Below are 25,359 nucleotides of genomic sequence, written 5' to 3' on the forward strand. Positions count from 1 at the left end.
TTTCCTGAAAAGCAAAAAGACAAACCAGCCTAAACCGATTTGTCTTTTTTGAGTGCCCAGAACTGGATTCGAACCAGCACACCCTTGCGAGCGCTGCGACCTGAACACAGTGCGTCTACCAATTTCGCCATCTGGGCATCTTGTTTCAGGGAGTGCAAAAGTAAGTCATTATTTCATTTTTCCAAATTCCGGGAAAATATTTTTGCCCGCGTATAATAAAAAAACTCCTGGAGGTCTTCCAGGAGCTGACATTTCCAATTGCTAACCCTTTGCTGTTGCAAAAGATCAGTGATCGGGATGCATTAGATTATCAATAACGCATTGAATGCATATTAAGTTCAAAATAAAAGCAGCCGCGCATCGCCCGGCGAGCCGGCTGCTTTTTGTCTATGCTGAATGAATACTCCCTAAATGGTAAAACGGAAATAACACCAGCAGCTCCACGCGCAATACCTGTCGCCGATCTTCGCCCTTACTCTCCAGCGGCCTGGCTGGGCGCCTACGAAGTTGTGGGAAAAGCTTGTGCCGGTAAGGCCATGGTATACTGCAAAGCTCCGGAAAGATTGTGCGGCCCATTCGCCGCTGTTCACTGCACCGTGCGCATCGATCTCGATACTGTAGGTAGCTCCCGGGATGTTCACCGGCGCCCATTTGAACGTCATGGTACGGGGATAGTGATGGAACACGGAACCTTCGGCGGGTTCCAGCGGGCGGGGTACTGCGCCTTTCCACCAGGTGAGCGTCGGGTCGCCCAGGATGCTCATGCCATAGAACCATTGGCGCTCGCCCAGGTCATGATCGGAGCCGCGCGCTTTCCACCATTCCACCATCGCGTCGCCAATGCACCGGCCTTTGCCGATGGGATCGTAGAAGTCTGCAAAGAACAGCATGGAGCCCGTTTTGGTGCTGCCTACCGCGGTGAGGCCGTAGTTGGTCTCCCCGCCGGATTTGTCGAAAATATACCAGCCGCCCAGGTAATCGTTTTCCGTGAAGCGGGCGGTGCTGCAGCAGAAAAGATTGTAAAAGTGCGCATTCGGGGCGCGGCTGTCGCGGAAATAAGAACGGTCTATCCATTCGGTGGTACCGGTGGAAGGAATGTGGAAGGAGTGCACATGCGGGGAAGAATGTGAACAGAGCTGCACGAATGAGCGCGTCTTGTTCACTTCTTCCTTGTAAAGGTCCGCATCTGTGATGTCAGGATTAGTGTATTTGGTGATATAGGCTGGGGGTGTCATAAGGTCCATTTCACAATCGTCGAAGCCGGTCCAGTCGTCTTCCACGTAAGCCAGCGCCGAGCGGGAATGGCCCAGGTTACCGGTGCGGAAGAAGTGGTTGCGGTCGAAGTAATTGTTGATGAGCGCGGCGTCGTTGCCGTTCAGCGTGGGCGTCCAGATGCGGCCTACCCATATTTCGGGGATCACGTCGCCGGTAACGGCGTTGTATTTCCCGTCGCCGTCGGCATCTGCCCAGGTGCCGTTGGTGTCCATGTAAAACAGGTCGCAGGGAAACTCGCTGCTGGCGCCGTAAAAATCATCGCTCATTTCGAACCATGCGGCGGGAATGGCGCCTACCATCACTACGCCCACAGGGGATTTGCTTTTGATGTAGTTGCGGATGAAATTTGGTTTGCCGCCGCGAACCACATGAACGGTAGCCCAGTAACCATCCCTGCCAAGGTCCATCACGTAGCGTTCCACGCGGTCTTTGGTTTGGGTGTACACGTCGTTATGCACCAGCACGAGCACTTTGCCTTTGGGGAAACGCAGCCAGGTATAGGTGTTCAGGTAGGCTTCGTTGGCGTTGTAAACGGGGCGGGGCTTTTCTTCGATCAGGGGTACCAGGTCCAGGAATTTTTTGTTGATGGTTACATACTCCGCAAATGTTTTCAGCTGGATCTTGTTCGGATCCATCAGCCGCAGGTTCCGCACGCTTTTGTAAGCCTGCGCCAGCTTGTAGCTGCGCCCCACCGCCTGCATGTTGAAAATGGTACGGTCTTGCAGTACCTGCGTGCGGATGGTTTGCAGATTGGAAACGGTTTGTTTTTCACCGGCTATCGTGTAGCCGTTCAGTGGTTTCTTTTCAGTAGACATCTTCGTTAATTTTTTTTGGGGTTAATTGATGTTTGATGCTGCAAATCTACTGACAGGGGCGGCTGCGGAACAGGGAGCATCTACCTGAATTTATCCGTACTTCTACGCATGGGGCTTCCCGGGGAGACTACTTCCGCGTGTAACAAATAATGCATATTTTACTAAGATGAAATCTCTACTGTTGTTGCTGCTCTTTCCGCTGGCGCTGCAGGCACAGCAAAAGCCGAATGTACTGTTCATTTTCGTGGACGACCTCCGGCCGGATCTCGGCTGCTATGGCCACCGCGAGGTCAAGTCTCCCCATCTCGACAGTCTTGCCGCGCATTCCACTGTTTTCCGCCGCCAGTATGTAACGGTGCCTACCTGCGGCGCTTCGCGCATGAGCATACTTACCGGCCGTTACCCGCGCAAAAAAGTGGACCTCACGAACGAAGTGGCGGCAAAAACGCTCAACGGCGGCCCGGCAGGCGCCCTCCCGGAAACCTTCATCGAGCAGCTGAAAAGGAACGGTTATTATACGGTGGGCATCGGCAAGGTGAGCCATTCGGCGGACGGGTATGCATATCCTTACACCGGCCCGAAAAGCGGCCGGGTGGAGCTGCCGCACAGCTGGACCGAAATGTTGTTCAATCCCGGCAAATGGCAAACCGGCTGGAACGCTTTTTTCGCGTATGCGGACGGCTCCAGCCGTATTACCCTGAAAGGGGAGGCGCCGCCATATGAAGCCGCGGCGGTGGAAGATGAAGGTTATCCCGATGGACTGACGGCAAACCTGGCAGTGGAAAGGATCGCGGAACTGGCGAAGAGAAATCAGCCCTTTTTCCTGGGCGTAGGTTTCTTCAAGCCGCACCTGCCCTTTACCGCGCCGCAAAAATACTGGGACATGTATAAAGAAGAAGATATCAGCCTCACGCATTCCCCGGAGCTGCCGCAGAACGTACATACCGCCAGCCTGCATGGCAGCGAGGAATTCAACCAATATAAGCTGGGAGCGGAAAAAGCAAAGCTGGACCAGCCCTTGTCCGCCGCATATGCGCGGAAGCTCCGCCACGCCTATTACGCCAGCATCAGCTACACCGATGCACAGATCGGTAAGGTGCTGAACGCTTTGAAAAAAGCGGGGCTCGATAAAAATACGGTGATCGTGGTGTGGGGCGATCATGGCTATCACCTGGGCGACGATCGTATTTGGGGGAAACATACCATTTTCGAATACGCCCTGCGCAGCGCATTCATCCTCAAAACCCCGCAACAGCAGGACCGGATAGATTGCAACCAGGTAGTGAGTTCCGTGGATATTTACCCCACGCTTATGGAGCTGTGCGGGGTAAAGATGCCGTATAAAGGAGACGGGGAAAGCATTTCAGCGCTTACCCGCAAAGCGGAAGATCCATCGCTCCGCAATGCGGCCTTCAGTTATTTCCGCCAGGGCGTTACGCTGCGCACCGGCAGTTACCGCCTCACAAAATACTACAGGGATGCAATGCCCGTGATTGAGCTGTACGACCACGAAAAAGACCCTTACGAGAACAGGAATATCGCCGCCGACGAACCGGAGACCGTAAAACGCCTGATGGCGCTGCTGGACAAGGCGGATACGGGTGTGTTCAAAGAAGGCGCGGAATAAGGATCATTCCCACCAATGCGCATCCGGGTAGGAAACGTCGAGTATCACCTGCTCGCCGATCCGGGGCAGGGTGATGCGCATGCTTTTCTCTGCCGCTGCCTTCACGGCTCTGGCGGGCGGTTCATTCCAGGGGTGGAAAGCCAGGGCGAATTTCCCCCAGTGCACGGGCATGATCACTTTCGCGCCAAGGTCCGCGCCGGCCTGCACGGCTTCTTCGGGGTTCATATGGATGTTCGGCCATTGCACGTTGTACTGGCCGGATTCAAGTATCGCGATATCGAAAGGGCCGTATTTTTTACCGATCTCTTTAAAATGCGGCCCGTAGCCCGAATCGCCGCCGATATACATCTTCCTCCCATTGTTCTCGTATACGAACGAAGACCATAACGAGCTGTCGCGGCGCAGCAGGCCCCTGCCGGAAAAATGTCGTGCAGGCGTGGCCGTGAGAGAGGTGCCGGGGTTGATCTCTTTCTTTTCCCACCAGTCCATTTCCGTGATCAGCTGTGCCGGCATGCCGTAATGCGCCAGCGTTTTGCCCACGCCCAGCGAGGTGTACACCGCTTTCACGCGGTGGCGCAGGCGGCGGATGGTGCGCGCGTCAAGGTGGTCGTAGTGGTTATGGGTGATGATGAGGATATCGATATCGGGAAGGTCCTTTACGCTGTATGCATTACTGCCCTGGAAAGCCTGCACCGTGAAGGGAACAGGGGAGGCGCGGTTACTGAAGACCGGGTCCACGAGGATGTTCAGCCCGCGGTCCTGCACGAGGTACGACGAATGCCCGAACCAGGTGATAGCCGTTTCGCCGGCAGGCGTTTCTTTGAGACTGTTATGCACAGTGGGCACGGGTGCGGAAGGGTACGCCTGTGGCGGCTTCCGGAAGAATTTGAGCAGCAGCTTGAGCATGGAGGTGCCCTTTACCATTATCTCCGTAGGCACCTCGTTGTGAAAGGCGCCGTTCCTGAAATGAGGGGATGTCCGTTCCATGAAAACGAATGTACGTAACCAATGTCGGATTCTTACAATTCGGGAGGGAGGGCATGTTGTAAATTAGCGGCATGATATCGATGGATACATTCAGGGCCCTGTGCCTGTCCATGCCGGAAGCATACGAGGTGCAGCACTGGGGCAACCCCGCTTTCCGCACAAAAAAACGCATTTTCGCCACGGTGAACGAAGCGGAACATACCGTCAATTTCGGCTTTACACCGGAAGTGCAGGCCGCTTTTTGCGGGCAGGACGATAATAGTTTTTGCCCGGTGAAAGGAGGCTGGGGCTTGCAGGGCTGGACGACCGTCCGCCTCGGGAAAGTGAAAAAATCGCTGCTGGTGAGCGCCGTGCAGAGCGCCTGGTATAGTGCCGCGCCCCAAAAATTGCAAGAGCAATACCGGATGCAGAACGGGTTGTGAGATTTAAAGGATCGTCAGGTTCTTGGCCCGGTAGGGCTGGATCTCCGCGCTGTCTGCCGGCAGCTCGGTGATCAGGTAATGCACTTCCTGGAGGTCAGCGATCTTCATTTTCATGGAGGAGTTCAGCTTCTCGGAAATAGCCAGGATAGCCACTTTATCCGCCGCCTTGATCATCGCTTTTTTCACCTGGATGGTTTCCCAGTCCGAGTCCGTGAGCCCGTTCGCGGGGTCTATGGCGTTGGTTCCGATGATGCAGAGGTCTGCCTTGATGTTGGAGAGGTATTCAAACACTTCGCCGCTCACGGTCATCTGGCTGTAGGCGGATATCTGCCCGCCTATCACGATGGTCTTGATCATCGGTTTATCCAGCAGTTCCACGGCGGAAAGCACATTTACAGTAATAAAAGTAGCCTTGAGGGTGGGCGGTATTTTTTTGATGAATTCGCGGATGGTGGTGCCGCCGCCTATCAGCACGATCATATCGTCCTGCAGCAGCTGGAGGGTTTTTTCCGCGATCACTACTTTATTGTTCTGTGCGTAGGTCTCAGACTCATGCCCGTAATGGTAGGCGATAGACATGGCGCCGCCTTTGATCTTCACCACTTCCCCATCTTCCGCCAGCTCGTTCACATCCCGGCGGATGGTGTCTTCAGATACGTTGATGAGGCTTACCAGGTCGCTGTAGGTAACCCGGGTGTGAATATTCACCTGTCTGATGATCAGTTCCTTCCTGGCCTTTTTGGTCAGGGAAACCGGGGGTAACTGGTCCTGCATGTTCGTGTCCATAGTCATCTAAAAATTGCACTTGCGGTTGATAGTTAGTGAAAATTCTCAGCTTTTGCAAAGTTTTACCGGTCTTTCTTTCCTCAGTCTGCCTGTTTTCGGGGGCAAAAATAAGATATAACACGACAAATTTGCATTTTTTTCGCATAGTTGCGTAAAGTGAAAGGTTCGCGTATGCTGTGCATAATATTAAGTAGTTGTTAATCAATATCGTGAATAATTTCTGTTCTGAAAAATTGCAGGCATTGTTGAAATGTTTTGCACAATATGCAAATAAATACTGCAAATAATTTGCAATTATCGCCGTTATGAGTATTTTTAGTGTAGGAATTTGCATTATTCGAAATATTTATCAACCAAACCACAGCGATGAAAACAATTCAACTGGCTGCTGTTCCAACACTGCTATTGTTATGCAGTATGTTCCTTTGCCTGGAAAGCTCAGCCCAATCCCCGCTTAAGATCACCGGCACCGTTTCCGGGGCCGATGGCCAGAAAATTATCGGCGCCACCGTTTCTGTCGCCAACGCCAAAGGAATAGGGGCCGTTTCGGATGCGGAAGGCAACTTCTCCCTTACTATACCGGATCCCCAACCGCCTGTTACTTTAGTGGTCACTTTCATCGGGTTCAATAATACCACCATTACCCTCCAGGCCGGTCAAACCCACGTGAACATCACCCTCGCGGAAAATACCAAAGCCCTCAACGAAGTGGTGGTTACGGCCCTGGGCATCAAAAAAGCGCGCAAAGCGGTTACCTATGCAGTATCTGAAGTAAAAGGCGCAGATCTTACCCAGGCGCGCGAGATCAACGTGGCGGACGGGCTGGCCGGTAAAGTGGCCGGCGTATCCGTGTCCGGCCTCGCAGGCGGGCCCGGAAGCTCCAGCAGGGTAGTGATCCGCGGCAACGGCTCCTTCGGGTCAGACAACCAGCCGCTGTACGTGATCAACGGCATGCCGATCGACAACTCCACTACCAACACCCCCGCCAGCGGCAACGCTTCCATCGGCCTCAATGCAGACCGCGGCGATGGTATCGCCGGCATCAACCCTGACGATATCGAGACCATCACCGTACTGAAAGGCGCCACCGCTTCGGCACTCTACGGCTCCCGCGCGGCCAATGGCGTGATCATGATCACTACCAAACGCGGCGTTAAACAAAAAGGCATCGGGCTGGAATATAATTCCACGCTCACCATGGAAACGCCCGGCGTGATCCCGGACTGGCAATATGAATACGGCCAGGGCCAGCGCGGCAACAAACCCGTTACGAAAGACGACGCCATCAACACCGGCCGCCTCTCCTGGGGCCCGAAGCTGGACGGCAGCGAAGTGATGCAGTTCGACGGGGTGGCGCGCCCATACGTAGCGCAGAAAGACAACATCAAAAATTTCTACCGCACCGGCACCACCTTCACCAACACGGTGGCTGCCACCGGCGGCGGCGATGTGGCCACCTACCGCCTCTCGCTGTCTGACATGAACAACCACGGCCTGGTGCCCAATTCGCACCTCAATAAAAAGATCATGAGCCTGAGCGTGGTGGCCAATCTCCACAAACGCATACAGGTAGACGGTTACGCGCAGTACAACATCGAAAAGGCGCAGAACCGCGCCAACGTGTCCGATGCGCCGGGCAACCCGAACTGGGGCACTTATATGATCGCCAATAATGTGGACGTGCGCAATCTTTCGCCCGGCTACGACAAGCTCACCGGCAGCGAAACGCTCTGGAACCCTTCAGGCTTCGCCAGCAACCCGTATTTCGTGGTGAACAAATTCATCAACAACGACGACCGCAACCGCTTTATCGGCAACGTAAGCGTGCGTTACAGCATACTGGACAATCTCTTCCTCCGCGGCCGCGTGAACCACGATTACACGATGCTCAACTGGACGGGCGTTGTGCCCACCGGCACCGCGTATGCGCCCAAAGGATTTTACCAGCAGCAGAATAACGGCATCACTGAAACAAACGGCGAGCTGACGCTGAACTACCAGGGCCGCATCGGCAAGAACTTCACGCTCGACGTGCTGGCCGGCGGCAACAGGCGGAAAGCCGTTTCAAAGAACACGATCCTGCTGGGCAACGACTTCTCCGTGCCGGGATTCTACGATCCCTCCAACGTGGTGAGCCTCACCACCACCAACCAGCTGATCCGTTCCTCCGTGAATTCGGTATTCGGCTCCATCGACCTCGGGTATAAGGATATGCTGTTCATTACCGCCACCGGCCGCAACGACTGGTTCTCCACCCTGGACCCTGATAACAACAACATCTTCTATCCCTCGGTAGGCGCCAGTTTCCTGCTTTCCGAAGCGGTTGCCCTGCCGTCGTGGATCAGTTACGCCAAGCTCCGCACATCCTGGGCACAGGTGGGCGGCGGCGCCCCGGCAGCCTACGCGCTGAACCAGACCTACAGTCTCGTTGCGGGCGGCGGCCACCTCGGTCAGCCCCTGCAGGCGCCCACACAAACCAGCGGCACTACTTCCGGTCTGCTGCAGGCGCCCAACGCGGCATTAAAACCCTATACTTCCCGCACCATAGAAGCAGGTTTTGAAGCGCGTTTCCTGAACGGCAGGCTGAGCGCAGATTTCGCCTACTACAACCGCCTGACTACGGACGATATCGTAAACGTGAGCATTTCCCCCGCTTCCGGCTACAACTCCACCCTCATCAATGTAGGCGAAATGAGCAACAAAGGCGTGGAGCTGATGCTGAGCGGCGTGCCCGTAAGAGGAAAGAACTTCTCCTGGGAAGTGACCTTCACCGGCGCATATAACAAGAACGAAGTGCTGAAGCTGGCGGACGGCCTGGAGCAGATTCAAATGGATGCCGCGGTGAACAGCTACGCTTTCATTTTCGCAGAAGTGGGCAAACCCTACAGCACCATCAAAGGGTACAAAGTGAAGAGAAATGCGCAGGGCCTTCCGATTTACAAGCCCAATGGATGGGAAGTGACCACCGGCCTTGAAGACCTTGGCACCGGCGTTGCTCCCTGGACGGGCGGCATTGCCAACAGCTTCGCCTATAAACGGTTTAACCTGAGCTTCCTGGTAGACGCGCGTTTCGGCGGCCACGTATATTCCGGCACCAACCTTTACGCCACCCGCTTCGGCCTGCACAAGATCACGCTGCCGGGCCGCGACGGCGGGCTCACGGTGAGCGGGGTAGACGAACTGGATCATCCCTTCAGCATGACCCTTCAGTATCCTGACCTGCAGGGATATTACGACAACTACAAATTCCAGTCAGAGCGTTTCGTGTATTCCTCCGATTTCATAAAGCTGCGGCAGGTGGTGCTGGGTTACAGCATACCCGTGGATAAGATCCCGTATGTGAAATTCCAGTCGCTGTCGCTTTCCTTCGTGGCCAGGAACCTCGCGATCCTGCACAAAAAGGCGCCGAACATCGACCCGGAATCCACATTCAACAATTCCAATTCACAGGGCTTTGAAATGTTCGGCGTGCCGCGCACGCGCAGCTTCGGGCTGAACCTCATGGTAAAACTGTAGTAAACGAAAAAAACGAAATGACTATGCAACGAATTGCCAGATATACATACACGCTCCTCCTGGGCGCCGCGCTGGGGCTCACTTCCTGCGACAAGGACTTCGAGGAGCTGAACACTAACCCGAACGCATCAACGGAACCTAACGTGGACCTGCTGTTCTCGCAGAGTATCCTGAAAGGGAATTATGTGTACGACCGCGTGTACTTCTACACTTCGTACCTTACCTGCGGCAACTATATCCAGCACTTCGCCACCGGCAAGGAAATTACCGTGGCCGGCTCCGGCGATAAATACGGTGTGTACGATTTTTACCAGGGATTTTATTTCCGGTATACTTACACCAATGTGCTTACCACTATCACCGAACTGATCAAGGCGGCGGACAAGCAGCCTGAGCTGGTGAATAAAAAAGCCGCCGCGCGCATCTGGCGCGTGATGATCATGCAGCGCATCACCGACCTGTATGGGGACGTGCCTTACACGGATGCGAACAAAGCCACCTCCAACCTGGTGTTCCTGCCCAAGTACGACCCGCAGAGCGAGATATACGACGGCTTGCTGAAGGAGCTCGAAAGCGCCATCGCTTCCTTCGACGATGCGCAGATCAAATACGGCAAAGCGGATTTTATTTTTGAAGGCAGCATCCCGAAGTGGAAAAAATTCGCTTACTCCCTCATGTTCCGCATGGCCATGCGCATGAGCAAAAGAGCGCCGGAGAAGGCCCGGGAATGGGCTGCCAAAGCCATCCAGGGCGGAGTGATCACTGCCGAGGCAGACCAGGCGGTGGTACGTTATACCAACGGCCCGCAAACCTACAACGACAATCCCGTTGCGTTCGAACTGGTAGGGCAGGAGTACCAGCCCGGTTTTAACGGCGAAAGGAATACCGAGTACGGTAAATACAGCAAAACTTTCATCGACTTCCTGAAGACCCGCAACGATCCCCGCCTGCCGGTGGTTTCAGTAGTGTGGAAGGGCGCGAATGCCGATACCACTTCTGCCATACAAAAAGGTATGCCTAACGGCACCAACGGCAAACCGGCGGACTTTGTCACCTTCTCCGAGCCGAACCCTGCCACCATCCTGCAGTATTCCGCGCCGCTGATCGTATTGTCTGCCGCTGAAATGAACTTCCTGCTAAGCGAGGCCATCCTGCGCGGCTGGGCGACAGGTAATGCGGAGGACGCATACCGGGCCGGTATGGAGATCTCCATGCGGAACTGGTCGCTGTTCGGCGCCGCCGGCGTTATTGCTCCAGCGAAGATCAATGCTTATGCCACCGCGAATGCATTGAATATGGCCGGTACGTTCGAGGCGCAGATGAACCAGATACATTCGCAGTTCTGGGTAGCGCTGCTGCTGGATGAGCAGGAGGCTTATGCCAACTGGCGCCGCACCGGTTACCCGCAGCTGACGCCTGTGAACTTTCCCGGCAATGCCACGAACGGGACCATTCCCAGGAGGCTGCCGTATCCTGTGCAGGAGCAGGGCATCAACAGAACGAATTACAACGACGCTATTTCCCGCCAGGGGGCGGACCTCCTGACAACCCGAGTTTGGTGGGATAAACAATGATCATGTATTCATTTAGCCTCACTATATACTTTTTCATCACCTATGCAGCAGTACAGGCCCAACGGACCGGCGCTTCCCGCAGGGAGGCGCTGATCCCGGCGCCTGTTGCCGCGGGAGGCCGTGGGATGCTGATGACAGACGAATTGTAGATAAACCGGAACGGAACATGGCTTTTGTGATCGTAGTCTGCTGTATTGTTTTACTGGTATTGTTGCTCACGGCGGGCAGGATGAACGCATTCCTGGCATTCCTCGTGGTAGCCATTATTGCGGGCGCCTGGCTGGGCATTCCCCTGCAAAAAATTCCCGCCGCTCTGCAGAAAGGCATCGGCGATACGGTAGGCGGGCTGCTGGTGATATTGGCGCTGGGCGCCATGCTGGGCAAGCTGGTAGCTGAAAGCGGCGCGGCCAACCGGATCGCGCAGGCGCTGATGGCCGGGCTCGGACCGAAATACGTGCAGTGGGCATTGCTCACGGCCGGTTTTATCATCGGCATTCCCTTGTTCTACGGTGTGGGGTTTGTGCTGATGGTGCCGCTCATCTTTTCGGTGATCTACCGTTACAAATTACCGGCTGTATATATAGGATTGCCGGCATTGGCGGCCCTGTCTGTCACGCATGGCTTCCTTCCCCCGCATCCCTCACCGGTGGCGCTCATGGGCCAGTTCCATGCGAACATGGGCCTTACACTGATGTACGGGCTCATCGTTGCAGTGCCGGCCATTATCATCGCGGGGCCGGTATTTTCTGTCTGCCTGAAAGGTATGCCAGTCGGGCCTTTGCAGCTATTCAGGCCGGACAAGGAAGAGGAGAAGGCTGAAGCAGCCGGTCCTGGCAAAGGCGTCAGTTTCCTGACCGCTTTACTGCCTGTGCTGTTGCTGATCGTTACCACCTTGTTGCAGCTGGTTATGCCCGGCAGGCCATGGTTGCAGTTTGCGGGTGAAGCGCCTGTTGTGATGCTGTTTTGCGTGCTGGTGGCGGCTTTTACGCTTGGACCCTTGCAGGGCAGAAGCGTCCGGGCTGTGATGCATATTTACGGCGAAGCTGTGAAAGACATTGCCATGATCCTGCTCATTATTGCCGGCGCCGGCGCGCTGAAGCAGGTACTGGCAGACAGTGGGGTGAGCCTCCGGATCGCGGAAGCGATGCGGGCCTGGCAAATACACCCGCTCGCGCTTGGCTGGCTGATGGCGGCTATTATCCGCGCATGCGTGGGTTCCGCCACCATCGCGGGTATTACGGCGGCGGGCATGGTGGCGCCGCTGGTGGGGCAGGGGCTGGCCAGTCCTGAACTGATGGTATTGTCAGTCGGTGCGGGCAGCCTTATGTTCTCGCATGTGAACGATGCCGGCTTCTGGATGTTCAAAGAATATTTTAACCTGAGCCTGAAACATACATTGCTCTCCTGGTCGGTGATGGAAACGATCGTAGGCATTGCCGGGCTGGCGGGTGTTATGATACTGGATACAATCTTATAAAAACACAATATCGTATGAATTACAATGCAGAAGAGCAGCTGGAGAAAACGGGCCTGGTACTGCCGCCCGCCCCTGCACCGCTGGGCGTTTACAAGCCGTACCTGGTAGACGGGAAATATTTGTACCTCTCCGGGCACGGCCCCGTGCAGAACGACAGATCCCTCATCATCGGGCGCATCGGGAAAGACATGGACATAGAAGCGGGTAAGCTGGCCGCGCGGCAGGTGGGCCTCACCATGCTGAGCACTATCAAAACCCACGTGGGCAGCCTCAGCAAGGTGAAACGGGTGATCAAGGTGCTGGGAATGGTGAACTGCACGCCCGATTTTGAAAGGCATCCTTATGTGATCAATGGCTGCAGCGAGCTGTTCGCGGAAATATGGGGCAGTGAAAATGGCATTGGCGTGAGAAGCGCCGTGGGTTTCGGTTCCCTGCCGGATAATATTCCTGTCGAGATAGAAGCGTTATTTGAGCTGCATTGATGCACGGTCCCGCGATATCACGGAAAATATCTACTTTTCCACAAAATCAAGGATCATGAATAACCGCCTCACAGCTTTCGGTGAGTTTTTGCTCCGGCTCCATAGCAGCGACGATAAACGTTTCCTGCAGGCAACCGGTTTCACGCCCTGGTATGCGGGCGCTGAAGCGAACCTCTGCGTGCTGCTGGCGAGGCTGGGCATTCAAACGCAATACGTTACCCGCGTGCCGGACAACGACCTGGCAGCCGCGGGCATTCAGCAACTGAAAGGTCACGGTGTGGGAACGGATCATATCCTGTACGGGGGGCACAAGCTGGGCCTTTATTTCACCGAAACAGGCAATTTTATCCGTTCCACCCGCGTGATCTACGACCGCGCGGGAAGTTCCTTCACCGAGCTGCAGCCGGGCATGATCAACTGGGATGAAGTATTGCAGGACCGGCAATATTTTCACTGGACCGGCGTGGCCGCCGCCGTTTCCGCTTCCGCTGCCGAAGTATGCGCGGAAGGTATCAGGAAGGCGGAAGAAAAGAACATCATCATCAGCGCTGATTTTAACTACCGCGCCACGCTCTGGCAATATGGCAAAGCGCCTTCAGAAGTAATGCCCGCGCTGTTGCGGCCCTGCCAGGTGGCGGTGGCGGACCTCGATGCGTTGAAGATCTATTTCAATATACAAACGGAAGATGCTCTTTCCTGGAAAGACAGGTTCATCAGCGCCTGCCATCAGCTGAAACCGCATATGCCGCACCTGCGCACGCTGGGTATGAGCTTCCGCCTCCAGGAGGGGGATAACCTGCTTTACACCGGCGCCATCATGCACAACGGCCAGCCGTATTTCAGCGAACTAAAAATAGCGATGCCGCCCGTGAAAGAGCCGATCGGCACCGGCGACGCCTTTACCGCCGGGATGCTGTTCGGGTTGATGACAGGTGAAGACGCGCAGCAAACGGTCAATTTCGCCACCGCCTGCGGTGTGCTGAAACAAAGCGTTCCGGGAGACTGGGCGCTGATCGGCAAAGACGAGATCAACGCGTTTATAAAAGGCGGCATTTCAGGCAGGGTGTCGCGCTAACCCTTTTTTATTTGAACTCCAGCCCCAGTTCCTTCCTTCGCTGTTTCGTCACATCCCTTTTTAAGAGAGGCAGCTGCAGCTGGGCCCATGCCCGTTGAGGGTCGAATACATGCAGCTGGAGATTGTTGTCGAATACACTCAGGCAGTTATCCAGCACGTAGTATAATATTTCCCCGCTGTCTGACAGTCCGCAGCGGTCGTTGGCAGTGAGCTGCATGGCCGTTTTTTCCCTGAGGTCTTTGTCTAGCACGATGAGTTTGTTCTGTTTGGTCAGCAGCAGTATTTCGTCCTTCCCCCGGTTGTATCGCACGGATTTAAAACCATCCGGGTGAGTGTAGGGCTTTGCTGCGAGCTTCCCTTCCAGGTCGCGCCGCCGGAGTGTATCGGTATGCTCTCTTATAGGCAGGAAGCCGTTTTTAAAATAAATGCCTGTAAGCGTATCCAGCGGGCCTATTTCGGGCCCTGGCTCCGGGTCGTAGCTGCGCGTGATGAACACGTTCTTCTCAAAATTGCTCGCCACCAGTCTTTCATCGAACAATTGGCTGGAGGGCCCATTCATATCTATCAGCTCCAGTGTTTTTCCCCACAGCCTTGCCAGCAGCTTCTTTCGTGACAGGCTGCCGAAGGCGTAATTCACATTATTACTAACCTCGAAACGGAGCGTGTCCCTTCCGTTCAATACATTCAGTTCCTTATCGCCTCCCCAGATCAGCGCGCCATCTTCAGTAAAGTCCCCGAAGAGGATATTCCGTATCCTGCGCGACAGCTGCCCGTCGGTGTTATAGATATTCACGTACTCCTCGCCATCCTCTTCTCTTTCGATCGTAAGTATCTGTGAATAGTCGCGGGGCGTGGTAACGGTGGTGTAAGTAGGCAGGGAAGCAATAATATTGTATCGGCCATCGCGCAGCTGCAGCGTGTCTTTCAGGAAACCGCCGGCATCCAGGTCCGTGTAAGGTACGATCAGATTGCCATTTTCGGTAAAACGTACGCGGTGTGAATCGAACTCGCTCTCGGGAAGAAGGGGCTTGTCCTCCACCTCATCCGCAGTGTGCAGGTGCTGCTGGGGAGAGGTGAAGCGGATGGTATCCCCTGTTTTTTTAATGCAATCGAACAGGATGAACATTGATGCCTGTAAAGATGCAGGCGGCTCTACAGGCGGAAGCCTGCGGGTGGGCGCGTTTATCTGGTTCCACAGCGTTTTTTTTCGCTCCGTCATTTCTTCCGAAGGTTCGATGTACAGCAGCAGGATGTGAGGACGGTTGGTGAAATAAGCATAAGTAATATTCGTTAGCTGATATGCGCTATCCGAAGGCCTGCCATTATTATCAAAGAGCATGAAATCCCGTACGATGGAACGTGCTTCAGGCGTTTTATCCAGCACTATAAATCTCCCGTCCTCCGAAATGTCGATCCTGCCCTGCTCTATTAACGATACCGGCAGGTACTTGTTGCGCTTGGCAAACAGGCTCTGTATGCCCTGCGACTGCATAAACTCCAGCAGCTTTTCGTTCACCTTGTTGGTATCTTCCCCGTACACTTTTTCTTTGATAGGCCCGAAAAGGTTGAGCGCTTCCACCGGGTCAAGGTTTTTCATGTTATAGCCCATGAACACCAGGCTCTCGTTCCGGTTGAATTCCCTGCGCAGCATCTGCGAATAGAAATACAATCCCGTGGTGAGTATCAGCAGCAGCCCGCCGGACACCCAGCCCCATTTCCACCGGCGCTGCCGCTCTTTCATTTTTTGCAGCTTCTGCGCTTCCGCCGCGCGCTGCTGCGCGATCCTGTCCCGCTGCTGCACGCTGGCCTCGTAGAACGCGATGATCTCCGGGGGAAGATTGAGCTGTTCAATAAACGGACGGTACGATTCGATCTCCTTGTTAGACAGCAGTTCGCTGACCTTGTTCTGGTAACCGCTGTAACGGCTGCGTATCTGCTGGTCTGTAAAGCCCGCCCGGCGCTGGTCTTCCGTGCGGCGGCTGTCTATCAGCCCGGCCAGCACATCGTGCGCCAGCTCATAGGTGAGCCCTTCCGTACGCAGTATCTTGTTCTTCTCCATTTCGGAAAGGCAGCGTATCATCAGCCCGCCCGGGCGTTTTTGCAGGTATGGCGGGGCCTGCCCGGTGAACCAGATGCCGTTGTTGATCCTGATATAGGCCAGCGGCCGCTTGGTGCCTTCGGAGGTCACGAATGCGTCCAGCACATTGCTCACAAAGTCTTCCGGGATACCGGGGAATTCTTTTTCCAGCAGGTCCTGTATCACGGTGATCCTTTCGCGGACAAACCGTTCCAGCACCTCCTGCATGCCGCCGAAACGTTTGATGATGGCGTTGTTGAAGGTCAGCGCAGGATAATCTTTGCCCGGTGCGGTGGTTTTTACCGGCGTGATCATATACACGGAACGCCAGAGCTGGTCCAGGTAGATCTGCAGGTAAGGCAGGCTCACCACGCCTTTTTCCATGAGTATGCTGATGATCTGCCGCGCGTTTTCAGGGCCTTCCTGGAGGCCGATGGAAAATTTTTCGCAGCTGCGGGTAATCACTTCCTCCACGTTCCGCGCGTTCATGGGCTCTATGCGCAGGCGGCGGTCGCAGAAGTCGGGGATCTCTTTTTCAAACTCGCTGAGGCCCGCGAAAAATTCTTCGCGCATGATGAACAGCAGGCTGCAAAATTGCAGCTCAGGATCTGTGAGAATATGATCGATAATGCCGATGAATGTTTTCTTCTCAGCCTCGCTGCCCATAATGAGCAGCTCTTCGAACTGGTCGAAAATGAGGTAAACGGAACGGAGATAACGCAGGTTCACGCTTTTAAGCGAATCGTACACCTGGTCGCCGGTGTTGCTGTTTTTGAGGATGGGCGAAGTGCGCGGGCTGGGCGCCTGCATGAGCGCATTTTTACCGGAAAGAGCGGCCGTTACGCCGGTTTCCACTTCGGTTTTAGTGTTCACTGCCTGCTTCAGGTTATTCAGCAGCGAATCGTTGATATTGTCGCCGCGGCGGATGAAGAACGGCGTCCAGTCGGTATCGTCCATCCTGTTCATCAGGCCGCATTGCACGATGCTGGTCTTGCCGGTGCCGCTAGTGCCATACACCAATACCAGCCTGTTTTTGTGGATGTGCTGGTATAGCTGGTTGATCTCTTCGTCGCGCCCGAAGAAAATATTATAATCGTCCCTTCCGTAAGGGTCCAGGAATTTAAAGGGGCTGTTGATGATCGGTTCCATCTGGCTGTTGTGGGGTTATGACTTTTTTGTATGAGCTCCGTCCGTCTGTTGTTATACCTGGGGCGTCAAAGCCTGCAATGCAAGGTGCTTGAACGCGGTGAGCTGCTGGCAGACGGCTTCGTAACGCCCCTGTTCCTGCTGCTCGGTTCTGCCGAACCTGCGGTTGATATTGATCTCCACGCGGTTCATCTCATCGTCCAGCTTGCTCACGTTCCGGAACACGTACACATCGTCTGCCGCGCGGTACTGGCCGTAGAATACGAGGTTAGACCGGTCCGCTTTGCTTTCGAAAGAATTGATATCCAACACGAGCGGCGAAAGGTTCAGGAATTCCAGCGAATCGCCCCGCCATTGCCGCCGTTCTACGTTGAATACCGTGAGGTTCTGTTTGGTAAGCACCACGCCGCTGTTGTCCAGGTGTTTGGCCAGCAGGTAATAGTTCACTTCGTGGCTGGCATTGGAGTTCATCAGTTTCACCACCTGGTGGTCGAACACGGTGAGCGTATCGTGCCGGTATTTGTTGATGCGGATATTCTGGATGCTGGTAAGCGTATACCGGTGCAGGAATCCGAGCTTCCCGAAGAAGGCGGACAGCATGGATTCCGCGCGGAGGCACAGCTCCGGCACTTCTTCTTCTTTGATGATGGCCGGCTTGTTGGGATTGGCCACGGTGAAATAAGTACCGTTGCGGATATAGGTGAGGAATTCGCAGGCTTCCCTGAACGGGCGGTTGGCGGGGTCTTCCTCGCGCAGGGTATCCAGCTCGCTCACGAAATAATTCACATCACCGAGTGAGTCAATGTATTTCCGGATGTCGCGGATCAGGTTGCTGTAATTGTAAACGGAGCGCTCGTCTATACTGAGTGAAAAATAATTTTCCAGCAGCTGCGCGATCGGTTCAGGGAATGTTTTTACGCGACCGGTCACTTTCAGTTCCCAGAGCTGGGAGATCATGATGATGCCTATGAACTCGGCCGTAATGTGGAATACCCGCCCGATCTGTTCCAGCCGCCTGCGCCCGGGCTGTTTCAACGCTTCGGCGCCGTATTCGGCGGCAAACAGCGTTTTGAGCTGGATGGCAATGGGGTGGGGGAACACGTCCATGATCGTTTTCTGGAACACGTTGTCTTCGATGATCTCCTGTTGTTTGCGGATATTGAGCTGTTCCGCGGGAACGTTTTTGTCGGCTACGAGGGCGTTGAAGATGGACTGGGTCAACTGGAGGTTGGGCTCGTAATTCTCGGGGGCCGTTTCAACTACCACTGGCAGGGGATTGCTGTCTACCGCGTCGGCCGTTTTGTAGAACAATCCCCAGAATGGTTCACGGGGCGCGTCCCCGGGGATGTGCAGGTCGCGGTGCAAAGGCTCGTCTACCCCCAGCGGCTTGGCCGTAGCCAGCTGCGCGGCGGCGAGCGCGGCAGTGAAAGCGCTGCGGATGCTCATTCTTTTCTGCACCAGGTTTTTGAACAGCTCCACGCCGAAAATTCCGGCGGCCCCGTCTTCTATCGGGCAGTTGGTCGCGATCACAGCGGGAGCGCCGAGCTCCAGCAGTTTGTTCACCTGTTTGGCCGTGCTGCAGCCGTTGAGGATCACAAGCTTCAGGTTGCCGCTTTCTATACTGGGCTTGAGCTGATAAGCAATACCCACGCCATTGGCTTCCTGGTCGTTGAAAAGGAGGGAGGTTTGCCCGGCATGCCCGCCGTAATGGAAAATGCCGACGTCATTGCCGTAAGCGCCGAAAGCCGTATTCATATTGGCTATGGTAGCGTAAGATTCGCGGTGTACGTTGAAATTGCCGCGCCTGTTGGCAATCAGGATGCCGTGAATGCCTTCGTCTTCAGCTGTTATGGATTTTAGTGGTGCATCCGTGCTGTTCGCAAAGGAAATAATGATCGTTTTCATGACTCATGCTTCGGGGTAAATAAATGTTGCTAAATTTTGCGCACGATCTCTAAACCGGTTCTTCCCGGTGTACTTTTTTGGAGTAACAATTCACTGTAAATTACGAATTTTACAGGAAATTATAATTTTATTTGTCTGAGCCTCAATAAAGTAGTAGGTTTGATATGACCTCAAAACATACAACGACAGAAAGGATAAACCGTAACCCCTTAGTTTCGCATTAAAATATTAGCTGATATGCAAGAACGTAAGTTTTATGCCGCTTTCGTGGGCATAAATGCCTATTCCCGGGGCGCGCTCAGCGGATGCATACATGACGTGCTGAAAATGGACCTGCTTTTTCGCCAACAGGCGGCCCAGCAACCCGGTATGGAATACCTCCCCGCCTACTACCTCGCGCCCAATGCGGCAGACGAGCGCCAGATAGCCGCCTACCGCGAATCGCAGCATACGGCGCTGGAATACGAAGCGCCCACTTTCGCCAATATCACCACCAAATTGTTCGGGCATTTCGATAGGGCCGGCGAAGGAGATGTCTGTGTGCTTTTTTATAGCGGCCACGGCTCGCAGACCGACGCGCCGGAAGAATTTCATTATGCCAATCCCGGCCGCAAGCTGGAAACACTGGTATGTGCAGACAGCCGGACCACCGCCCGCGACCTTATCGATAAAGAGCTGGCATACCTGGTCTGGAAAGCGTTCTCGAAAACGAAAGCGCATTGCCTTGTGATCATGGACTGCTGCCACTCGGGCAACAACACCCGTGCGCTGGTGAACGAAGATGATGTGCAGTTCCGCTTCCAGCCCGCCGCCCGGAACAGGGTGGCGTTCAAAGATTTTATCGGCTATGGCGATCTGGATTTTTATACGGTGGAAGAAGGCCGCGCCACCATCACCATTCCCCGTTATGTGCACCTGGCCGCCTGCCGCAGCGACGAAAAGGCGCAGGAATCAATGCGTGGCGGGCTTTTTACCGGTAAGCTCGCCGAAGTGCTGCGCGCCGGCGGCACGGCCGCCAGCTACCGCGACCTGGTGCAGCGGCTGGCCATCACCGTCAGCAGCCGGGCAGACAGGCAGCATCCCGTGGCGTTTTCGTTGAACGACGGGGATCTCGACCAGCAGTTCCTTTCTTCCTCCATACAGCCATACAAACCCGTGTTCGAAGTGCGCTTCAACGAAGCGGAAGGCACATGGAAGCTGTACGGCGGCGAGCTGCATGGTATTGCCGTTGGCGACGTGATGCGGGTGAAGGACGGGGAAAAGACGGCGGATGCGACTGTTACGGCGGTTTTCCCGCTGCATGCCGCTATCACGCTGGATGGGTTTGATACGGAAAGCCTGAATGTGAGAGCATCCGTGCTGAAAGCAAGCCGTGCGCTGATGATCGTGGAAAGCAGGGCAGACAAGGCTTTGGAAGATGCGTACAATGCCGGGGCGTTCCCTGGATTACAATTGTCGTTTTCACCCGGTACAAAAGGGGCACAATACAAAATTAGAAAACTGGAAGGCGGGGAATATGTGCTCACCGATTATAATGGCGGGCTGCCGCTGTTCCGCAGGGAACGGAATGCCGCGCTGTTCCTGGAAAAGGTGAGCGCCATTGCCAACTGGCGGGCGGTGAAGGAACTGAAGCATCTTGATCCGTTGCTGACTAAAGATCATTTTATATTCAACTGGGAAGTGGTGGAAGGGCAGGCCCTCAGCGAAAATGCGAAAGGAGAAAGGGCAGAAGGGGACAACATCCGCCTGCATTACCGGAACGGCCGCCATCCCGCGTTCCGGCTGCACATCACTTTGAAGAACGACGCGCCGGTAGAGCGCTGTTTTATACAGGTGCTGTACCTGGGCAGCAAATACGGCATTTATACTGACCTGGTGCGTGAAGACCAGCCGGCGCTTTTGCCCGGTGAAGGCATTGCGCTGACATATGCGGCGAATAACAAATTTTCCGCCACCATCCCTGTAAGCATCGACCCTGCTTATAAGAATTACCAGCTGAACGAAGTAACAGATCACCTGAAGGTTATCGTTTCCACCGCGGAATTTGAAGTAAGCCGCTACAAACAGGAAAGCCTGGAGCTGGACCTGGCGCCGCAAAGGGCCGCCGCGGTGAGGGACCTGGGCGGGGGAGCGGAGGAGCAGGCGGCCGACCAGGCTGCGTGGTCTGTTTTCAGTTTCTCCGTTACCTGCGTGGCGGAAACGAATGAACAGCAGCTGCCGGCGGGCGGAACGGCCGATTTCGGGGCGTTCACTATTACCGCGCCGAAAGGTTTTTCCGCGAAAGCGGTGGCACTAACGGAGGCGAATACACGTGATATGACCGATACGCCTTCGCCGGATATCTGGGGAACTGAATTGACAGATAACGGGTTGAACGGCAGTGTTGCCGCCATAGAGCTGTATACGGATCAGACGCTGGAACCCGGCTCTCCGCTGGTGATACAGCAGGCGCCTCCCCGCGCGGCCATGCGTTCGCTGGATGAGGAAGACCGGGAAGAAGTGATCGTGCCGTTCGGCTACGACCATGAGCTGCAACTGTACGTGCCGCTGGGATACGCGGATGATGAAGGGAATATCTATGTCGAAAAGCTGCCCTCTTCACCCGTTACTTCCCGCAGCCTTGCATCCGCCGTGAAACTGTATTTCAAGAAAGTGTTCCGCCCCAAACAAGTGAATACGCTGGCAATTTACGCTTCAGGCGAGGGCGGCTGGAAGCAGGTGGATCATATAAAGCCCGGGGCAAAAGCCACGCTCCTGGTACACGGCATCATCGGCGATACAAAATATATGAAAGAAGTTTTTATGGCGCAGGATTCGCCGCCGGACTACCTGCTCACTTACGATTACGAAAACCTTTCCACCCCCGTGGCCACCACTGCCGCCCTGCTCGACAAAGCGCTGAAAGACGCCTGGATGGGCCAGCCCGGCATGCCGGAGCTCACCATCGTGGCGCATTCCATGGGTGGGCTGGTAGCCCGCTGGCTGACGGAAAAAGTGAAAGATACCGGCTACATAAAAAAACTAATCCTCGTCGGTTCCCCCTGCTCCGGCTCGGAAATGGCGGGGCTGAGCGGCACGGCAACGGACCTGCTCACCCAGGCGCTGAACATCACCGGGCCGGTGAAATATGCCATTACCGGGCTGGCTTACCTGCTCAAACACCTGAAGCTGAACCCCGGCACAACGCTGAAGGAACTGTCGCCCGGCTCGCCGCTGCTGCAGGACCTTGCCCTTTCACCCATGAAACCCGGCGTGGAATACCACATCATTGCGGGGAACACGGCTTTGCTGGAAAATTATTCAGGCGATGATTTTTTCCTGCGCAAAGTGGCGGCGGTGGTAACGAAAAAGGTCGTGTATCCGGGACTGTCTTTCGCGTTGTACGACAAAGAAGCCAACGACATGGCTGTTACCCTGAAGAGCATGTTCGCCATACCCGCGCTGGATAAGGGAACGCAGGTGCAGGAAGTGGCCAGCAACCACCTTTCCTACTTCCGCGAACCGGCCAGCATGAACGCGTTAATGAACCTGATTCACCACACTTAAAACCCCAACGATATGTCTAATGGTTATTCCCTGCACATCGGGCTCAACAAGCTCGATACCGCACACTATCCCGATGTGCCTGTACTGAAAGCCGCCGTCAACGATGCTGTTTTCTGGGAATCCTATGCCCGCGGGCTGGGTTACGAACCGCATTCCCTGCACGATACCGCCGCCACCAGCGCCGCCGTGCTGGACGCGCTCCATTCGCATGCGCAGAAATTGGAACCGGGAGACATCCTGCTGCTCACTTACGCCGGCCACGGCAGCCAGATACGGAACGAAAAAGCGGAAGGGTTCGACCAGGAAAGGAACGACCAGACCTGGTGCCTTTATGACCGGGAACTGCTGGACGACGAGCTGTTTGAGGCTTTCCGCAATTTCCGCGAAGGCACCCGCATCCTGGTAGTGTCGGACAGTTGCCATTCCGGCACCATGGTACGCGCCCTGCCTGACGAAACGGACCTGAGCGCCCTGCTGGAATCGGGCCTGAACAGGAGCGCGGATACGAGGGGCCTCCGTTCCCGCAAGCTGCCGCTGGAAGCGGAGCAGGACGTGATGGCGCGGTTTGCCGAAAGCGTGTACGAACCTTTGCAGAAAAAATACCGCAAAACGGCGCAGGCTGCGAACGTAAAAGCGGCGGTGAAGCTAATGGCCGCCTGCCAGGACGACCAGACCACCTACGACGGTGAAACCAACGGTATTTTCACCGAAGCATTTATACAGCTGTTCGAACAGCCTTCCATGAAAAAGGCCACTGCTGAAATACTGATAGACGAGATCCGCGAAAAATATTATTTCCCCCGCCCCAACTTCTTCCAATACGGCAGTATCATCCCGTCCTTCGATGCCGCGTTTCCTTTCACCATCGGTATCCCTGATGCCGCCAAAGTCAAAGGCGTCCGTTCACCGGACCTCCGCCCGGAGCCCATCCGCCGCGATATTTCCCTGGAAGAGCAATGGGATAATGTGAAAGTGAAAAAAAATGCGCAGCTGCTGATCGAATTCGAAGAAAAACCCGATGCGGACCTCACCGGCGGCAAAGACATTGAGGTGCTGGAACAGGATGGCAACAGCCTGCTGGCAGAGCTTAAAAATACGCCCCATGAGCACGCCTGGAGCGCGGCCCATGCGCTGCAGCAGGAACTGCTGGCGAAGGGCTGGAAAGCAACGGTAGAGCCCGTATTGAGCGTGAATCCCGCGCAGGATAAACGGGCCACACGCGAAGGCGACGCCAACAATCCCGATTTTATCCGCGAATGGCCGCCCGCGCATCCCGAAGGAAAGATCGGCTGGCACCTGGACGATGAACACTCCCAGTTAAAAAAAGCAGGCGAAGCCGTGAGTGCCAAACCCGGCGCGCATGTACGCATCGCCCATCTTGATACCGGGTACGTCGCCGGCCATCCCGCTCTGCCGGCAAAGCTGGACGTGGCCCGGCAACGCAGCTTTGTAAAAAAAGAAGATCCTTCGCAGGCGATAGACAAGCCGGAATCGGGGCAGGACGGTCATGGCCTGGGTACCATGGTGCTGCTGGCCGGCAACAAGGTAACGTTGACGGATACTTTCGAAGAATACGAAGGATTCATTGGCGGTGCGCCGCTTGCGGAAGTGGTGCCCATGCGTATCTCGGAATCCGTGGTGATCATGAACGACAAGAATTTCAGCGAGGCGCTTTCCTACGCCATAGAAACCGGCTGCGAAGTAGTGACCATGAGCATGGCGGGCAAACCCAGCAACCGTATGGCCAGGGCGGTGAATAAGGCGTACGAGGCGGGTATCGTGATCGTGTCTGCCGCCAGCAACTGCTGGTACAAGGGCACGGGCAACCTGCTGCCCAAATGCGTCATGTATCCCGCGGCGTTCGAACGCGTAATTGCCGCCACCGGCGCGATGTACAACCATCAGCCATATGACGTGGATTTTCTGCAGCCGGGCAGCGAACGCGCTATCAGCACGCAATATATGCAGGGCTCCTGGGGCCCCGCTTCCCGTATGACCAAGGCGCTGGCCGCCTATACGCCCAATACGCCCTGGGCTTCCACGAAACATAAATTCCTGCGCAGCGGCGGGGGCACTTCGTCCGCCACCCCGCAGGTAGCCGCGGCCGCCGCGCTCTACATTGCGTTTCACCGCGAAGAAATGGAGCAGAAAGGCTATTACCAGGAAGGCCGCAAATGGCTGAAGGTGGAAGCGGTGCGGCATGCCTTGTACACTGCCGCCGCGAAGGACAACCTGTTTCCCGAATGGCAGAAATACTACGGCAATGGCATCCTGAAAGCCTGGGACGCATTGCAGGTACCGGTGGCGGACGAAAGTACGCTCACCGAGGCGCCTTCCGCGGAAAGCACTTTATTTGGCGTGGTGGAAACCATCGGTTCGTTCTTCAAGCGCCGGAAACTGTTCCGCAGCGCGGAACCCAAGCCGGAGCCGGAAGCCCTGGCCATGGAACTGCTGCACCTGCTGCAAACGGACCCGCAGTTCTTCCCGCTGTTCTCCCGCCTGGACCTCAGCGATCCCGCCGCGGTGGAAGCCGAGGTGAGCAAGCCGGCGTTCCGCGACCAGGTACTTCAGTCGCCTTACGCTTCCGGCTATCTGAAAGAAGCGATGCTGGCGTAGGATTGTCGATGCCGGTTGGTATCTTACATAAAA

Annotated in this window: 15 protein-coding genes and 1 tRNA gene; 10 read left to right on the forward strand and 6 right to left on the reverse strand. The window is 55.4% G+C overall.

Going from position 1 to position 25,359, the window contains the following annotated elements:
- Nucleotides 1-53: 53 nt before the first annotated feature.
- Both ACTJIK_RS19670 and ACTJIK_RS19675 read right to left on the reverse strand, forming a co-directional pair.
- A tRNA-Leu gene (locus tag ACTJIK_RS19670) sits at nt 54-137 on the reverse strand.
- A gap of 270 nt (nt 138-407) precedes the next feature.
- Nucleotides 408-2,090 carry a C25 family cysteine peptidase gene (locus ACTJIK_RS19675; protein ID WP_440649241.1) on the reverse strand — a complete coding sequence of 561 codons (1,683 nt, stop codon included), beginning with the start codon at nt 2,088-2,090 and terminating at the stop codon, nt 408-410.
- A 166-nt stretch (nt 2,091-2,256) separates the two neighbouring features.
- Here ACTJIK_RS19675 and ACTJIK_RS19680 point away from each other — a divergent pair, with 166 nt between their 5' ends.
- Nucleotides 2,257-3,717: a sulfatase gene (locus ACTJIK_RS19680; protein ID WP_440649242.1), complete on the forward strand. Its 1,461-nt coding sequence runs from the start codon at nt 2,257-2,259 to the stop codon at nt 3,715-3,717.
- A gap of 3 nt (nt 3,718-3,720) precedes the next feature.
- On the opposite strand, the gene ACTJIK_RS19685 is transcribed toward ACTJIK_RS19680, so the two are convergent.
- On the reverse strand, nt 3,721-4,704 hold the full coding sequence (locus ACTJIK_RS19685; protein WP_440649243.1) for an MBL fold metallo-hydrolase: 984 nt from the start codon (nt 4,702-4,704) through the stop codon (nt 3,721-3,723).
- Between the two features lie 71 nt (nt 4,705-4,775).
- On the opposite strand from ACTJIK_RS19685, the gene ACTJIK_RS19690 reads away from it, so the two are divergent.
- Nucleotides 4,776-5,126: an MmcQ/YjbR family DNA-binding protein gene (locus ACTJIK_RS19690; protein ID WP_440649244.1), complete on the forward strand. Its 351-nt coding sequence runs from the start codon at nt 4,776-4,778 to the stop codon at nt 5,124-5,126.
- A 3-nt stretch (nt 5,127-5,129) separates the two neighbouring features.
- On the opposite strand, the gene ACTJIK_RS19695 is transcribed toward ACTJIK_RS19690, so the two are convergent.
- On the reverse strand, nt 5,130-5,912 hold the full coding sequence (locus ACTJIK_RS19695; RefSeq protein ID WP_440649245.1) for a DeoR/GlpR family DNA-binding transcription regulator: 783 nt from the start codon (nt 5,910-5,912) through the stop codon (nt 5,130-5,132).
- A gap of 366 nt (nt 5,913-6,278) precedes the next feature.
- On the opposite strand from ACTJIK_RS19695, the gene ACTJIK_RS19700 reads away from it, so the two are divergent.
- From ACTJIK_RS19700 to ACTJIK_RS19725, 6 genes are read left to right on the forward strand one after another with little or no spacing between them, the layout of a single operon-like run.
- Complete coding sequence (locus tag ACTJIK_RS19700) at nt 6,279-9,428, forward strand: SusC/RagA family TonB-linked outer membrane protein (protein ID WP_440649246.1); 3,150 nt, start codon at nt 6,279-6,281, stop codon at nt 9,426-9,428.
- Between the two features lie 23 nt (nt 9,429-9,451).
- A complete protein-coding gene (locus ACTJIK_RS19705; RefSeq protein ID WP_440649247.1) occupies nt 9,452-11,002 on the forward strand; it encodes a SusD/RagB family nutrient-binding outer membrane lipoprotein in 1,551 nt (516 codons plus the stop codon).
- Between the two features lie 2 nt (nt 11,003-11,004).
- Nucleotides 11,005-11,151, forward strand: coding sequence for a hypothetical protein (locus ACTJIK_RS19710; RefSeq protein ID WP_440649248.1), 147 nt, complete (start codon nt 11,005-11,007; stop codon nt 11,149-11,151).
- A gap of 17 nt (nt 11,152-11,168) precedes the next feature.
- Nucleotides 11,169-12,479 (forward strand): gluconate:H+ symporter, encoded by a 1,311-nt coding sequence (locus ACTJIK_RS19715; RefSeq protein WP_440649249.1) that lies wholly within the window; start codon nt 11,169-11,171, stop codon nt 12,477-12,479.
- 14 nt (nt 12,480-12,493) lie between these two features.
- Nucleotides 12,494-12,961: a RidA family protein gene (locus ACTJIK_RS19720; protein WP_440649250.1), complete on the forward strand. Its 468-nt coding sequence runs from the start codon at nt 12,494-12,496 to the stop codon at nt 12,959-12,961.
- Between the two features lie 55 nt (nt 12,962-13,016).
- Nucleotides 13,017-14,036, forward strand: coding sequence for a PfkB family carbohydrate kinase (locus tag ACTJIK_RS19725; RefSeq protein ID WP_440649251.1), 1,020 nt, complete (start codon nt 13,017-13,019; stop codon nt 14,034-14,036).
- A 7-nt stretch (nt 14,037-14,043) separates the two neighbouring features.
- On the opposite strand, the gene ACTJIK_RS19730 is transcribed toward ACTJIK_RS19725, so the two are convergent.
- A complete protein-coding gene (locus tag ACTJIK_RS19730) occupies nt 14,044-17,262 on the reverse strand; it encodes an ATP-binding protein (RefSeq protein ID WP_440649252.1) in 3,219 nt (1,072 codons plus the stop codon).
- A gap of 51 nt (nt 17,263-17,313) precedes the next feature.
- Nucleotides 17,314-19,164, reverse strand: coding sequence for a CHAT domain-containing protein (locus ACTJIK_RS19735; RefSeq protein ID WP_440649253.1), 1,851 nt, complete (start codon nt 19,162-19,164; stop codon nt 17,314-17,316).
- Between the two features lie 237 nt (nt 19,165-19,401).
- On the opposite strand from ACTJIK_RS19735, the gene ACTJIK_RS19740 reads away from it, so the two are divergent.
- Together ACTJIK_RS19740 and ACTJIK_RS19745 are read left to right on the forward strand one after the other, a co-directional pair.
- Nucleotides 19,402-22,710, forward strand: coding sequence for a caspase family protein (locus ACTJIK_RS19740; RefSeq protein ID WP_440649254.1), 3,309 nt, complete (start codon nt 19,402-19,404; stop codon nt 22,708-22,710).
- A gap of 12 nt (nt 22,711-22,722) precedes the next feature.
- Nucleotides 22,723-25,326: a S8 family serine peptidase gene (locus tag ACTJIK_RS19745; protein ID WP_440649255.1), complete on the forward strand. Its 2,604-nt coding sequence runs from the start codon at nt 22,723-22,725 to the stop codon at nt 25,324-25,326.
- Nucleotides 25,327-25,359 lie beyond the last annotated feature (33 nt).

This window comes from Chitinophaga sp. 22620, assembly GCF_052044405.1.
Lineage (GTDB): Bacteria > Bacteroidota > Bacteroidia > Chitinophagales > Chitinophagaceae > Chitinophaga.

What these genes read in the sequence shown, in the direction of transcription:
- ACTJIK_RS19675 (WP_440649241.1), bottom strand. Translation starts at nt 2,090, where the DNA reads ATGTCTACTGAAAAGAAACCACTGAACGGCTACACGATAGCCGGTGAA.
- ACTJIK_RS19680 (WP_440649242.1), top strand. Translation starts at nt 2,257, where the DNA reads ATGAAATCTCTACTGTTGTTGCTGCTCTTTCCGCTGGCGCTGCAGGCA.
- ACTJIK_RS19685 (WP_440649243.1), bottom strand. Translation starts at nt 4,704, where the DNA reads ATGGAACGGACATCCCCTCATTTCAGGAACGGCGCCTTTCACAACGAG.
- ACTJIK_RS19690 (WP_440649244.1), top strand. Translation starts at nt 4,776, where the DNA reads ATGATATCGATGGATACATTCAGGGCCCTGTGCCTGTCCATGCCGGAA.
- ACTJIK_RS19695 (WP_440649245.1), bottom strand. Translation starts at nt 5,912, where the DNA reads ATGGACACGAACATGCAGGACCAGTTACCCCCGGTTTCCCTGACCAAA.
- ACTJIK_RS19700 (WP_440649246.1), top strand. Translation starts at nt 6,279, where the DNA reads ATGAAAACAATTCAACTGGCTGCTGTTCCAACACTGCTATTGTTATGC.
- ACTJIK_RS19705 (WP_440649247.1), top strand. Translation starts at nt 9,452, where the DNA reads ATGCAACGAATTGCCAGATATACATACACGCTCCTCCTGGGCGCCGCG.
- ACTJIK_RS19710 (WP_440649248.1), top strand. Translation starts at nt 11,005, where the DNA reads ATGTATTCATTTAGCCTCACTATATACTTTTTCATCACCTATGCAGCA.
- ACTJIK_RS19715 (WP_440649249.1), top strand. Translation starts at nt 11,169, where the DNA reads ATGGCTTTTGTGATCGTAGTCTGCTGTATTGTTTTACTGGTATTGTTG.
- ACTJIK_RS19720 (WP_440649250.1), top strand. Translation starts at nt 12,494, where the DNA reads ATGAATTACAATGCAGAAGAGCAGCTGGAGAAAACGGGCCTGGTACTG.
- ACTJIK_RS19725 (WP_440649251.1), top strand. Translation starts at nt 13,017, where the DNA reads ATGAATAACCGCCTCACAGCTTTCGGTGAGTTTTTGCTCCGGCTCCAT.
- ACTJIK_RS19730 (WP_440649252.1), bottom strand. Translation starts at nt 17,262, where the DNA reads ATGGAACCGATCATCAACAGCCCCTTTAAATTCCTGGACCCTTACGGA.
- ACTJIK_RS19735 (WP_440649253.1), bottom strand. Translation starts at nt 19,164, where the DNA reads ATGAAAACGATCATTATTTCCTTTGCGAACAGCACGGATGCACCACTA.
- ACTJIK_RS19740 (WP_440649254.1), top strand. Translation starts at nt 19,402, where the DNA reads ATGCAAGAACGTAAGTTTTATGCCGCTTTCGTGGGCATAAATGCCTAT.
- ACTJIK_RS19745 (WP_440649255.1), top strand. Translation starts at nt 22,723, where the DNA reads ATGTCTAATGGTTATTCCCTGCACATCGGGCTCAACAAGCTCGATACC.